The organism is Pedobacter sp. KBW01 (assembly GCF_003852395.1).
GTDB lineage: Bacteria > Bacteroidota > Bacteroidia > Sphingobacteriales > Sphingobacteriaceae > Pedobacter.
In genome coordinates, this window is the sequence record NZ_QAJQ01000020.1 from 13,758 (window position 1) to 28,023 (window position 14,266).

General features: G+C 40.2%; 7 protein-coding genes. 6 read left to right on the forward strand and 1 reads right to left on the reverse strand.

Annotation, left to right across the window (positions count from 1 at the left end; translation table 11 throughout):
- Window positions 1-99: 99 nt before the first annotated feature.
- On the reverse strand, window positions 100-2,364 hold the full coding sequence (locus DBR40_RS19145) for a glycosyl hydrolase family 95 catalytic domain-containing protein (protein ID WP_199748387.1): 2,265 nt from the start codon (window positions 2,362-2,364) through the stop codon (window positions 100-102).
- Between the two features lie 223 nt (window positions 2,365-2,587).
- On the opposite strand from DBR40_RS19145, the gene DBR40_RS19150 reads away from it, so the two are divergent.
- The 6 genes from DBR40_RS19150 to DBR40_RS19175 all read left to right on the forward strand — a co-directional run bounded on the left by DBR40_RS19150 (window position 2,588) and on the right by DBR40_RS19175 (window position 14,265).
- Complete coding sequence (locus DBR40_RS19150) at window positions 2,588-4,741, forward strand: GH92 family glycosyl hydrolase (RefSeq protein ID WP_124561357.1); 2,154 nt, start codon at window positions 2,588-2,590, stop codon at window positions 4,739-4,741.
- Between the two features lie 172 nt (window positions 4,742-4,913).
- Entirely contained in the window at window positions 4,914-5,507 is a 594-nt protein-coding gene (locus tag DBR40_RS19155) for an RNA polymerase sigma factor (RefSeq protein ID WP_124561358.1), read from the forward strand.
- 60 nt (window positions 5,508-5,567) lie between these two features.
- On the forward strand, window positions 5,568-6,731 hold the full coding sequence (locus tag DBR40_RS19160; RefSeq protein ID WP_124561359.1) for a FecR family protein: 1,164 nt from the start codon (window positions 5,568-5,570) through the stop codon (window positions 6,729-6,731).
- Window positions 6,732-6,826: 95 nt separating this feature from the next.
- Window positions 6,827-10,375, forward strand: coding sequence for a SusC/RagA family TonB-linked outer membrane protein (locus DBR40_RS19165; RefSeq protein WP_124561360.1), 3,549 nt, complete (start codon window positions 6,827-6,829; stop codon window positions 10,373-10,375).
- Between the two features lie 10 nt (window positions 10,376-10,385).
- Entirely contained in the window at window positions 10,386-11,810 is a 1,425-nt protein-coding gene (locus tag DBR40_RS19170; protein WP_124561361.1) for a RagB/SusD family nutrient uptake outer membrane protein, read from the forward strand.
- A gap of 4 nt (window positions 11,811-11,814) precedes the next feature.
- Window positions 11,815-14,265, forward strand: a complete 2,451-nt coding sequence (locus tag DBR40_RS19175; RefSeq protein WP_124561362.1) for a zinc-dependent metalloprotease — start codon at window positions 11,815-11,817, stop codon at window positions 14,263-14,265.
- Window position 14,266 lies beyond the last annotated feature (1 nt).

Here is a 14,266-nt window from a genome sequence, read left to right on the forward strand (position 1 = left end):
CCACCTGATAGACTTGTGAATTTTTCATTCATTTATGAACAGCTTCTGAATGATTGAATGACGAATAAAGAAAAGCCATTCAATCACACAGTAATACATTTAATTAAACTGGTATACTTTGCCAGCCTGGGTATTAAAACTATACCTGAAATCTTTGCCCGACTTTTCTTCAATTATGCCTTTTGCAGTAACCTTAAGCTGATTAGGGCTTCTCACAATGCATTTTTCTCCTGATAATGATTTGATCGCTAAGGCTACCACTTTAGCATCTTTCCATTGCAAGTTGATGATTTCGAAATTACCGCGGGCTTTTAAGCCTTTAATGTTGCCATTCTTCCACTTATCGGGTAATGCAGGTAGGAACTGCAATTCGCCAGCCTGGCTTTGCAACAACATTTCAGAAATACCAGCCGTGTAGCCAAAGTTTCCATCAATCTGGAAGGGTGGATGCGCACAAAACAAATTCGAATAGATACCACCACCTTTATTGTAATCGGTACCCGAACCACCCACAGGGGTAATAAAGTTCTGTAAAATTTTATAGGCATGGTTTCCATCCTGCAACCTGGCCCAGAAGTTCATTTTCCAGGCCATCGACCAACCTGTCGATTCATCGCCTCGGGCAATTAAGGTTACTTTTGCAGCCTGCGCCAGTTCTGGTGTTTTAATGGTGCTGATTTCTCTGCCCGGATGCAGGCCAAAGAGGTGCGAAATATGCCTGTGCTGATCTTTCGGATCATCGCGATCGGTTTCCCATTCCTGCAACTGGTCCCATTTACCGATTTTTGGTTTTAATAAATGTGCTTTTAAATCGGCAATGTGTTTTTTATAATCGGCATCTATGCCTAAAATATCAGCCGATTCGATGTAATTGGTAAAGAGATCGTAAATAATCTGATGATCGTGTGTTACCCCGTCTTCGGTAGGGCCATGCTCTGGCGACCAACCCATAGGGGCTACCAAAGTACCATCAGGACGTCTTTTTAGGTGGTCGTCCCAGAACTCAGCAATTTCTTTAATAATTGGGTAGGCGAAGTTTTTCAGGTAAGCTTTATCCTGGGTAAAAGCATAATGCTCCCAAAGGGCTTGTGCATACCAAGCACTGCCCGGTGTATTCCACAAGAAACTCATGCCCCCAAAAATATTGTTCTCTGTTTTTACTGTCCATCCCCGCGTATTTGGATATTGCTTTCGGGTATGCATTTTACTCACCTCGCGCATGCTGTTGATGTAATCGAGGTAAGGTACCTGACATTCGGAAAGATTTGTAGGTTCTGCCAGCCAATAATTCATTTGAATATTGATGTTGGAGTGGTAATCGCTTCCCCAGGGCGGAGTATTGCTTTCGTTCCATAAACCCTGAAGATTGGCCGGTAAACCACCTGCCCTGGAAGAACTAATCAACAAATACCTACCATACTGGAAAATCAGAGCCTCAAGTGCAGGGTCGGTTACCTTTTTATAGTTAATTAACCTTTGGTAAGTTGGCAGGTTTTGATTTGCTGCATCACTGGTACCCAGGTTTAAACTCAGGCGGTTATACAGCAGGCTATAATCGCTAATATGCGCTTTCAGCAGGTTATTGTAACTTTTTGCTTTAACAGCATTTAAAATCCGGTCTATTTTAGGAGCCGGTTCTTCGCCTTTCCAGTTTTGTTCGCGCTTGTTAACATAATTGGTCGCAGCTGTAAAAACAATGGTTACTGCATCTGCATTTTCTATTTTAATTTTTTCGTTATCGCCATCTTTTACGGTACTCAATTTTCCATTTTCAATTTTAACCAAAGCAGTAGCCTGATAAGTTATGCCGTTTAGCAATTTACCAGTCAGCTGAAGAATATTTCCGTTGGCTGTTATCGTGCCTTGATGCGCATCTTTTAAGCCAATAGCAGCCGAATAAGCATTTTTTTGGTTAGCTGTAAAGCGCAACACCATCACTTTATCCGGAAAGCTACAAAAATACTCGCGTTTAAATTGCGTTCCATTTTGCTTATAATCAATGGAATGAACTGCTCTGGTGATATCCAGTTTGCGGGTGTATGCGGTAAATTGCTGATCATTATTGTTAAAATCGATAAACAGATCGCCGAAAGCCTGATACATGCCCCGGTCGTTTTCATCGCCAGTCCATAAGGTATTATCGTTAAACTGAATGTGTTCCTGATCAACCCCACCAAAAATCATCCCGCCAATACGGCCGTTGCCAATAGGGTAAGCTTCGGTCATCCATTTTTTTGCAGGTTTATTATCCCACATCGTGAAAGCAGGGTTTTCTTTAGCCTGGGCTTTTGCCTTGTTTGTGAATTGAAATAGCAAGCACGAAAATAGTGTACAAATGAGGAGTTGCCTGTAATTGAAAAGCATGATGGTTATTTGATTAGTGTGTAACCAAAGATATATAAAATAGCGTGGCAAGAACCGAAACACCCCGAATAAAGCATCCCGATATTTGGCATATTATTCAATTATTTAAGCATAAGATTATACGTAGCCACTTAAAATCAATTGGTAACTAATATGATATTTTATTGATGGACCTGATAGATTTTCTATATTTGATAGTACACACTAAAACGTTTTATGTAAAATGAAATCTCTAACCAAATCATTACACTTTATCTTATTTCTAAGTGCCCTGAGCTTGTATCAGCTACAGGCGCAAACCAAAGCCAGATTAACCAAATATGTAAATACCTTTATTGGCACAGCACCTTTAACCGATCCTAAAATACTGGGTTATGAGTTGCCACAGGGCTGGCGATCGTGGGCTGGTTTAACTTTTCCGGGTAGTTCATTGCCGAATGCCATGGTGCAACTGAGCCCGATAACCGAATTTGGTTCAGGCGCAGGCTATGAGTATGAAGACGATACCATTTACGGATTTGCGCATACCAACAAAGGGCACTGGAACCTGTGTAATATCCCTGTTTTACCACTATCGAACCCTTTAGGTAAATTCGGTTCTAAATTTTCGCATAAAAACGAAAGCGCTACTCCTGGCTTTTATCAGGTTTATCTGGATGATTACCAGGTAAATGTTAGGCTTACATCAACCTTAAGATGTGGTTTCCACGAATATGACTATAAAAACAATGGCGACAGGCAAATCCTTTTTAGCATGGGTAAAGCCAATAGTGGTGTTTCTACCTGGAACATAGCACAGGATGGGGAATCGGCTATACAAGGTTTTCAGGGAGGTGAGAACGTTTATTTTTATGCTGAAGTAAACGGAAAGATTGATAAACTTGATATTACCGATGCAAGCAAACGTTCGGGCTATGCCATTGTACATTTAGCCGATGGAAGCAAAGGGCCCGTAACTTTAAAAATAGGCTTGTCGTTTGTGAGCATTGCCAATGCCAAAGAAAACCTTAAACAGGAAATTGGCCAAAAAACCTTTGCACAAATCCGTAACGAAGCAAGCAGCACCTGGGAAAACTTATTATCCAGTATCGAAGTAAAGGGTGGTACCAGCAAACAAAAGCAAATGTTGTATTCTAGTTTGTACCGTTCGTTTTTATGGCCGGCCTTACGCAGCGATGTAAATGGCGAATATAAAGATGCCAAACGCCAGGTGGTAAAAAGCGATTTCAGGTATTATACCGAGCCTTCGCTTTGGGATACTTACCGCAATAAAGATGTGCTGCTGGGCTTAATTACACCAAAAGTAACTTTAGATGTAATTAAATCAATGAAGGATGTAGGCGAAAAAACAGGTTTTATACCTACCTTTTTTCATGGCGACCACGGCGCTTCGTCTATTGCAGGGGCCTATTTAAGGGGAATTGATGATTTCGATATCCAGGCTACCTACCAGATTTTATTACGCAATGCCAATGTAGTCGGTGGTGCAAGACCGTTTATTAAAGAGTATATCGAAAAGGGCTACATTTCTGATCCTGATGTAAAGAACCCGCATGTAGAAACCAAAGCCAAAGCCGGCGTATCTAAAACGCTGGAGTACGCTTACGATGATTATTCGCTTGCACAGATTGCGCAAAAACTGGGCGATACCGCCAATTACCGCATTTTAATGGCCAGATCGAAAAACTATAAAAACATGTTCGATCCTTCAACCCGTTTTATGCGTGGCAGATTAGAAAACGGCGACTGGATTAAACCCTTCAACCCACAATATCCTTACTACGAATACATGTACCGCGAAGCCAATGCCTGGCAGGTTTCTTTTTATGCACCACACGATATGCCGGGGCTTATTGAACTTTATGGTGGTGTAGCAGGTTTTGAATCGAAGTTAGACTCGTTATTTACCGTGCCCTGGAACCCGAGATACATTGCCCGCAACGTAGAAACCATGATTGGCCAATACTGTCAGGGTAACCAGCCCGATCACGAAGCTCCATTTGCCTATACTTTTATTGGTAAGCCCGAAAAATCGCAGAAAATAATCGATAAAATTTTAAACGAATTATATGGCATAGGTAGCGATGGTTTAGCACTGTCGGGTATGGACGATGCCGGCGAAATGTCGGCCTGGTATGTATTCAGCGCGCTAGGTATATATCCATTTTCGGCTACCGACCCCAAATATATTGTAACTGCACCCTTGTTTGATGAAGTGAAATGGAAAACCAGTACCGGAAAAATCTTAACCATTACCAAGCCCGGAAAGGGAAGAGGCATTAGCGAGATTAAGGTAAACGGTAAAACGAATGAGGGCTATTTTATTGCTCACGATCTGTTTAAAAACGGCGGAAATGTACTAATCGAAACTAAATAACAATTTTGCTTTTGCTTAAAATTAATTGAATTTTAGCAGTCAGGTTTTAAAAAGCCTGACTGTTTTGTTTTAATACGCCATTTTAAATGTTAAAATATAGCTGTAAAGCTGTAAAATAAAAGCTTTTGCAATTTTATACTTACTTTTGTGTACCAAACAGGTAAAATACTTAATGAACAAAAGCACGGAGGTTGGTCTTGATACTATTTCCTTATTAAAATCTGGAAACAGAGCAGCTTTTGACGAAGTTTACCACCATTATAGCAGTAACCTTTACCTACGCATTTTAAAAATGGTAAAAGTACAGGAAGTGGCCGATGAACTTTTGCAGGATGTATTTTTAAAAGTTTGGCTAAAACGCGACCTCATTGACGAGCACCAGCCCATTAAGGCCTGGATTTATAAAATTGCCCAAAACTGCATTTACGATCATTACCGTTTATTGGCTAAACATGCCAAAATGCGACAATACCTGATTGATCATTATTCGGAGCTTTACAACGAAACCGAAGAATATTTGCTGGACAAAGAGCGGCGGGCAGTTTTAAATCTGGCTTTGGACCGGTTACCGGAAAAAAGAAAACAGATTTTTATGCTATGCCGCATAGAGGGGAAGAGTTACGAAGAAGCCGCATCTATATTAAACATCAGTCCCTCAACGGTAAGCAACCAACTGGTAAAAGCTACCAAAAGCATGAGGGATTATGTATTTTTCCATTCGAAAGAGTTCATGATTTTCGCAATTGCACTGCATTTAAATAAATAATTTATTTTATTTCAGGAGTAGTGTGTTTTTGCTTTTGCTGCGTATACCTAACAAAGCAAGATGAAAATAACTCCGCAAATAGAAAACTTATATTCCCGTTTTTTAAGCAACGAAATTACCGAAGCTGAACTAAATCAGCTGCTGGATTATTTTAACGTGGCCGATCGTGCTGATTTACATGAGCTTATTGAAGCAGCGTTTTTAGAAACAGAAGAGCAATATGAGGCCAATACAAATCTGCAAAATCATTTAAGCAATATCCATCAGCTGATTTCTGCAAATATTGATGCAGCTGATGAAAAACCACGAACAGTAAGGTTACAGCCAACACTACAATCGCTGCTTAAAATTGCGGCCAGTATTTTAGTTGTACTCTCAATCGGTTACCTGGCTTATACTTATTTGTTTAAACAGGCCGATGTTTTGCCGGGCAGAAGTTTGGCTACACTTAAAATGAGTAATGGCCAGGAAATTAACCTCGATAGTTTAGCCAACAAGTCCTTTACAACGGCTTACGGAGTTCAGATCACCAAATCATCAGGCGACCGCATTGTGTATACACGCGTAAGTGCCGTTGCAGATACCAACAGTTATTTACAAACCATTACTACGCCATTGGGCGGAAAATACAAAGTTACACTCTCTGATGGTACTCAGGTGGTTTTAAATTCAGGATCGAGTTTAACATTCCCTGTTGGGTTTAACCAGGCCGAAAGAAGAGTTTCTTTAAGCGGAGAGGCTTATTTTGAAGTAAGCAAAGATGCCGAACATCCTTTTATAGTTTCATCGGGAAGGGAAAGAATTACCGTTCTGGGAACGAAGTTTAATCTATCTGCCTATCCGGATGATGACTTTATAAGCACCGCCTTACTGGAAGGTAAGGTAAACTGTTTAGATGTTACAACCAATGCCAGTCTGACTTTACATCCGGGCGAAGCTGCGTTAATCCAAAACAACCAGTTAAGTAAATCGGCTGTTGATGTTTCCAATATGGCCGCCTGGCAACAAGGATTCTTCGCTTTCGAAAACGAAGAACTGGCTGTAATTATGAAACGCCTGAGCCGCTGGTACCAGCTGGATGTAGATTATACATCAATCCCCGAAAAACGCATTTACGCCCGTATAGCTATGCAGGAAAACCTGGCTACTGTATTAGATATGTTATCGACTACCAGTGGCCTTAAGTTTAAAGTAGAAGGAAGGAGGGTAACTGTAATGAAATAAGCTTTACGCAAAAACATTTCTACCGCCTTATCAACAACCACTAACAAACTTTAAAGAATTTTAAATTGAAATCATCCCTTCAACTTAATAGGGTTATGGCTTTTGTAATGCTGTTTTTGCTTACACTGGGCCTTAAAACCACGCAGGCACAAACTGCAACTTATACTTTTACGTTCAATAATGCACCCATAAATAGTGTAATTACAGAAATTGCGAAAAAGAGTAATTATCAATTTATTTTTGATGCCGAATACCTTAAAAAGGCCAAACCTGTTACGGCTAAAATTAGTACCAGCTCCTTAAAAACGGTACTCGAAACGATTTTCAAAGATCAGCCTTTCGATTATGAAATTAATAACAATACGATTGTTTTAAAACAGAAAGCTGCTATTGCTAACGATAATACTTTTACCATTAAAGGAAAAGTGATTGATAGCCTTGGCGGGCCTATACCTGGAACTGTAATACGTGTTAAAGGCCAATCAACAGGTGTAATAAGCAGTCAGGACGGTAGTTTTAGCATTCAAGGACAAGGAAATAGCACTACACTTGTATTTACTTTTATTGGTTATAAAGAAAGAGAATATACCGCCAGCAGCAGTATTGCAGGAAGTTTAATTTCGATTGTAATGGCCAGCGAACCCTCTTTACTGAAAGAGGTTTTTGTGAACGGCTATCAAACCATAAGTAAAGAACGCGAGGCGGCAGCTTATGCCATTGTAGATAACAAAAAATTAAACGAACAGATTAATATTGATTTACTTTCTGCTTTAGAAGGCAGGGTAGCAGGACTACTTAATATCAAAAATCCTACTGGTTCTGCGCCAGATAAACCTCTTTTGCGCGGTATCGGTACTTTTTCAAATGCAGTAGGCACAAGTCCGTTGATCGTAATTGATGGATTGCCAACAGAATATACTCTCGATGAGGTAAACCCTTACGATATTGAATCTGTTACGGTATTGAAAGATGCAGCAGCTGCTTCTATTTACGGTTCGCGATCTGCTAACGGAGTAATTGTGCTAACCACCAAACAAGGCAAGGGCAGTGCAGTAAAGATCAATGTGAATGCCGATCTTTTTATTACCGGCAAACCAGACCTTGGCAAAATGCATTATGCTTCCACAAGTGATATGATTGATTACGAAACGGCCGTTTACAATGCTGAACGAGCACGTTTCGCGACTACCGAATCTATGTTTGAAAGCTATAGCGATAACAAATATTACTCACCTTTATATCAATTGTATCGTAATCAGTCCAACGGAAGTGTAACAAATCAACAGGTTAACAACACACTAAACCAGTGGCGGCAGAACGATTACATAAGAGATTATACCGAAAATGTATGGCAGAACGAAGTGCGTCAGCGTTATAATGTCTCCTTCAGTTCGGCTACAGATAAAAATAATACATTTCTTTCATTAAACTACGACCGGGGAAAAGAAAGAATCATAAATAATGTTAACGAAAGCTTTAACCTGAACTTTAAGTCAACCTACCATTTTAAATCGTGGTTAAGCGCAACCTTTGGGTTTAACGGCACCTATGCCAACGATTACGTTACAGAAAATACATATGATAGCTTTACTATTCAGCCACGGTATGCGCAAATTGTTGATGCATCTGGTAACCATGTAATCTCCGACTACGTTAACCTAGACGATAATTTTAGCTCGGGTGGAAGTATTAATGGATTAACCTTAACTAAAATAAAGGCTAACCCTGAATTTAAATCGTTCGGTTTTAATATTCTGGATGAGCTGAACCAAGGTATTACCAATCAAAAATATCTTAAACTTAGAACATTTGCCAATATACAGGCAAAAATTTATAAAGGCTTAAGCTTTAACACGCAGTTTCAGTATGAAGATTCTAAATTGAACCGCGAACAGTACTATGACGCTTCAAGCTACCAAATGCGTTATGCCTATAATATGCTGACTAGCTATAACAGCTCAACAGCTAAATACACCCATAATTTACCTGATGGTGGCCGGTATTATCAATACGAAAAAGGTACTAACAACTATACCTTTCGTAACCAGTTAAACTATAATCAAGGCTTCGGTAAAGACAAACAAAAACACTTTATCGCTGCCATAGCAGGCATGGAAATTCGCCAGACCTTTGCACCGCGTACCATTGAACAACTCCGTTACGGTTACGATCCGATAACTTTAACTTCTGTAAACTTAGATAATAATACTATAAGCACTGCTGGCATCACCAGTTATTTTGGTGGCACCAAAACATTGGGTATACTAGGTAGAACACAGCAGGAAACCAAGCATCGTTTCGCTTCATTTTATAGCAACATGAGTTATACCTTTAATCAAAAGTATAACCTAACAGGAAGTGTAAGGGTTGATCAGGCTGATTTTTTCGGTGCTGATCCGAAATACAGGAACAGACCACTGTGGTCTGTTGGTGCAGGCTGGAATGCTAGTTCTGAATCTTTTTTAAGTCGTTACGAGTGGTTAAATTTACTTAAAGTAAGGGCAACTTATGGAATAAACGGAAACGTGGACCAAACTTCATCACCTTACCTTGTAGCGCGCAGACGTAACGATACACTTTATCCGACCTTACAGTACACCGATATTGTTACGCTTCCGAATCCGAAACTGAGGTGGGAGAAAACTGCAACTACTAATTTTGGTGTTGATATAGCGGTGTTTAACAATCGTTTAAGAGGAAGTATTGATGTGTATAATAAATACAGTAGCGACTTGTTGGTCACCACTGATCTTGATCCAACCGTTGGAGCTACGTCGCGTACACTCAATAACGGTGCATTAAAAAACAGAGGTATAGAAGTTAGTGTTGGAGGGGACTGGTTCAAGACCGACGATTGGAAATTGAGTTCTAATATCATTTTTGCCTATAATAAAAATACTGTAGCCGAGGTTAACAGCGGAGCAAGTACTGCTTACTCTTATATTGGTTCGCCAAGTAACTATTTTAAGCTAAATGATCCTTACAATTCATTATATGCCTACCGTTATGGTGGTATGACCAATGGTTATCCTTATTTCCTTGATCAGAACGGGCAGGCTAATGTTACATTTGATGCTAATGGAAATCCAACCAGCGTTAAGGATATTACCAGTCCGGATGCGATGGTACGTGTAGGGCAGCTGAATCCACTATACAACGGATCTTTTTCACAACGTATCGCCTATAAAAACTTTGAATTAGGGGCACTGTTCATCTTTTCGGGAGGCAATAAACTGCGTAAAGATGTGACTAGTTTAAGTAGTTATGATATCACTGATGAAGATTTAACACGTAGGTGGAACAGCAGTGGTACTTCAGAGCTACCTCGTTTATATGTTGATTATCCTTTGGCACTGCAAAACTCAGCCGGTACGCTTTCCTCTTTATGGCAATATTCAGATGTACAGGTTTTGGATGCCAGTTACATCAAAATGCGCAATATTTCTTTGTCGTACAGTTTGCCGCAAAAAATCAGTCAGCGTTTAAGAATTGCTTCAGCCAAACTTACTGTACAGGCCAATAATTTATGGTACTGGAGTGCTGCCGGCGATGATATAGACCCTGAAGCGTATTCGCTTAACTCGGGCACACGTGCTTACGAGATTCCAAAATCATTCTTAATGGGCCTTAATGTAACCTTTTAATTTATAGATCATGAAAATAATATATAAAATTAGCTGTCTGTTGGTGCTGCTTAACCTCGCAGCCTGTAAAAAATATACAGATATTACACCAAAAGGTTCACTTCTGGTAGAAAGTACAAAAGATTTTTATGATCTGGTTTCGTTACCAAACCGGGCTTACCCGATAACGAACTTCCAATATCTAGTTGATGATATGTGGATCCGGGAATCATACGTTATCGGCGCACGCAAATCACTGGATGTAGTGCACTTTACTTTTGATGAAACCGAAAACCGCGTAAACTTAATTTCTTCATCTACCTTTTACAACCAGGCCTATAAATACATTAACCGCTGGAATACGATCATTTCATTGGTTGATGCCAGCAAAGGAGAAAACAACCTAAAGGAATTAGCTAAAGCGGAAGCTAAAGTATATCGCGCTTTCGATCACTTCTTACTGGTTAATACTTATGCCAAGGCTTTTGATCCGGCAACTGCAGCCACGGATGGTGGAATTTGTATTATGGATAAATACGATCTGGAAGCACAGCCTGCTAAATCGAGTGTAAAAGAGGTTTACGATTTTATCCAAAAAGATATCGATGAGGCACTTCCATATCTACAGGATAAACCTGCGGATCCTTATCATCCCTCTTTGGCATTTGGCTGGGCATTTAAAGCAAAGATTCATTTGTTTAAACGCGAGTATGCGCAAGCCAGAGAAGCAGCTTTAAAATCATTAAGTTATAACGATCAGATTTTCGATCTGGTAGCCTATACTAAACAAGGCGGACCAAATGTGGTGCCAGTACCTGCAGCTAACAATCCTGAAGTTTTGAGCTATATGTACATGACAGGGGTTACAGAAATGAATTTTGCCTATACCTGTATTATTAGTCCCGAATTGAGGAATTTATTTGGCAGTAATGATGCGCGTTTCAATCTGTTTTTTAATACAACCAGTACTAGTTTACTTGATGCAGGCTCAGGTACGGCTTATTTCAGTATTGGGTATACCAAATTTTTCTACCCGACTGTGGGGATGAAAACTACTGAGGTTTACCTGGTTCTGGCCGAAGCTTATGCCCGCGAAAATAAACTCACTGAAGCCATCGCAACCTTGAATAAAATCCGCGAAAAACGGATTATTTCGGGTACAGTAACATTAACTGTTCCTGTCACAGTAAAAGAGGCCATGAACCTCATTATAGAAGAGCGCAGAAAAGAACTGTTATTTGGTTTTAATCGTTTCTTCGATCTGAAACGCTTTAATCTGGAAGCAGATTATGCTAAAACAGTTACCCGTTTATTCCCAATAGTAAACAAAACCGTTCCGCAACAAACCTATACTTTGAAGCCGAATTCAAGATTATATATTATTCCTTTTGCACAGGATGTATTGAAGAAAAACCCTTCCTTAAAACTAAATACTGACGAAATAATTCCTTTTTAAAATAATGAATATAAAACAAACCCTTAGTATTTTACTTTGCTCAACTGCCTTAAGTGGCTTTGCGCAAAGTAAAGTACAAGTAAAAACTGACAGTACAACAAAGAAAGCCCCTGCCGATTACAGCAAGCTGATCCCCGAAAGTGCCCTAAGCCAAAGCGGGTTGTTCGATGTAAAACGCGTAGAACAGAAATGGTATTTCGAAGTGCCCGACAGTATGCTTAACCGTTATATTTTAGTGGTAACACGTTATGTGGCCACCCCACAGGGTATGGGCAGTTTCGGTGGCGAACAAACCAACGAGCAAACCATTTACTTTGAAAAAGGCAATAACAACAACTTGTTGCTCAGATCTGTTTTGTACCGTCAGGATGTAAAAAGCAGCGAAGAATCTATTTATAAGGCGGTAATGCAATCGCAGGAAAACCCGATTGTGGCTGCTTTCGAAATTAAGGGTAAAAACCCTAAAACAGGCAATGCCGTAATTGAGGTTACCGATTTCTTTAAAAAGGATAACCCAATTGTATCCATTGGTGCAACAGAAAAATCGGATAAGAAATTGGGTAGCGTAGCTGATGACCGCTCATTTATTGAAAAGATCAGTACTTATCCTATCAATATCGAAATTAAGACCACCAAAACCTACAGCACCTCTGCAGGCAATATTCCTTCAGGTACCTTAACCGGAGCTGTAACTGTACGCTTGAATACATCTTTCGTACTGTTGCCTAAAGTACCGATGCGCAAACGTTTTGCTGATGAAAGGGTAGGTTATTTTAACAACAAATACATCCTGTTTGATGAAGATAGACAACATGCAGATGCTAAGTACTTTATTGAGCGTTACCGCCTTGAGCCTAAAGATGCTGATTTAGCGAAGTATAAACGTGGTCAGCTGGTTGAGCCTAAAAAACAGATTGTGTATTATATCGATCCGGCAACACCAAAAAAATGGCGTCCATACTTAATAGCAGGGATAAACGACTGGCAAAAGGCTTTTGAAAAGGCGGGTTTTAAAAATGCCATTGTAGGTAAAGAATGGCCTGAGGCCGATACCACCATGAGCCTGGAAGATGCCCGTTTCTCTGTAATCAGGTATTACGCATCCGAAACACCAAATGCTTATGGCCCCAGAATTAGCGACCCGCGTAGTGGCGAAATTATCGAAAGTCATGTAGGCTGGTACCACAATGTGATGAAACTGGTACAAAGCTGGTACATGATCCAGGCGGGTGCATTGGATGAAAGGGCACGGAAAATGAATTTCGACGATGAGTTGATGGGGCAGTTGATCAGATTTGTTTCTTCACATGAAATAGGCCATACCATTGGTTTAAAGCATAATATGGGCGCAAGCAGCCAAACGCCTGTAGAAAAATTAAGGGATAAGAAATGGGTAGAAGCTAACGGCCATACCGTTTCGATTATGGATTATGCCCGTTTTAACTACGTGGCCCAGCCAGAAGATCACATTGCACCGGCAGGTATTTACCCACGTATTGGGGCTTACGATAAATGGGCCATTAACTGGGGTTACCGCTATTACGATCAGGCAAAAGATGAATATGCAGAAGAGAAGATTACCAAAAAAATGATTCTCGATTCGCTTACAGCCAACCCAAAACTTTGGTTTGGTGGCGAAGGTAAGGAAGAAGATCCGCGCAGTCAGACCGAAGATCTTGGCGACGATGCAATTGCTGCCAGCGATTACGGCATTAAAAACCTGAAAAGGGTAGTGCCTAACCTGGTAAAATGGACTTACGAACCGGGCGATCTTTACGGCAATTTAAGCGATATGCACAAATCCGTAGTGCGCCAGTTTAGCCGTTACCTGTACCATGTAATGAAAAATATTGGCAACAGTTATGTAACCAAAAGAAGTACGGATGAGGCAGGTGTTGTGTATACCGAAGTACCTAAAAAGCGTGTAAAAGGAGTAGTCGATTACGTAGGTCGTCAGCTTTTTGATGCGCCACTCTGGCTATACCCGGCATCGATTACTAGCAGGATTGCCACCAAAAGTATGGACGATATTGTTGAGCAGCAAAACCAGATGCTAAACATGTTTTTGAGCCAGGGCTTAATTTATAATATCAGTCAGAAAGCACTAAACTCTGCCGATCCGTATCCGGTAAAAGAATATTTAAACGATTTGAAAAACACCACCTGGATTAAATTCAGTGGAGTAGAATCCAGCGATGTTTTTCGCCGGAGCCTGCAACGTTCTTACCTCGAAAAGTTAAATATGCTTATTAACCCGAAAGATATTGCTGATGGTAAGGCCATGACTACTGCCCAGCGCAGTGATGTACGATTAGAAGCCATAACGCATTTAAACGACATTAAAGAAACCATTAAACTGCTTGTTCCGCAAACGAGCGGAATAAACCAGCTGCACCTGAAAGACATGTTGCTGGAAATCGAAAAAATAACTAAAAAATCAAATTCAAATGCCTAAT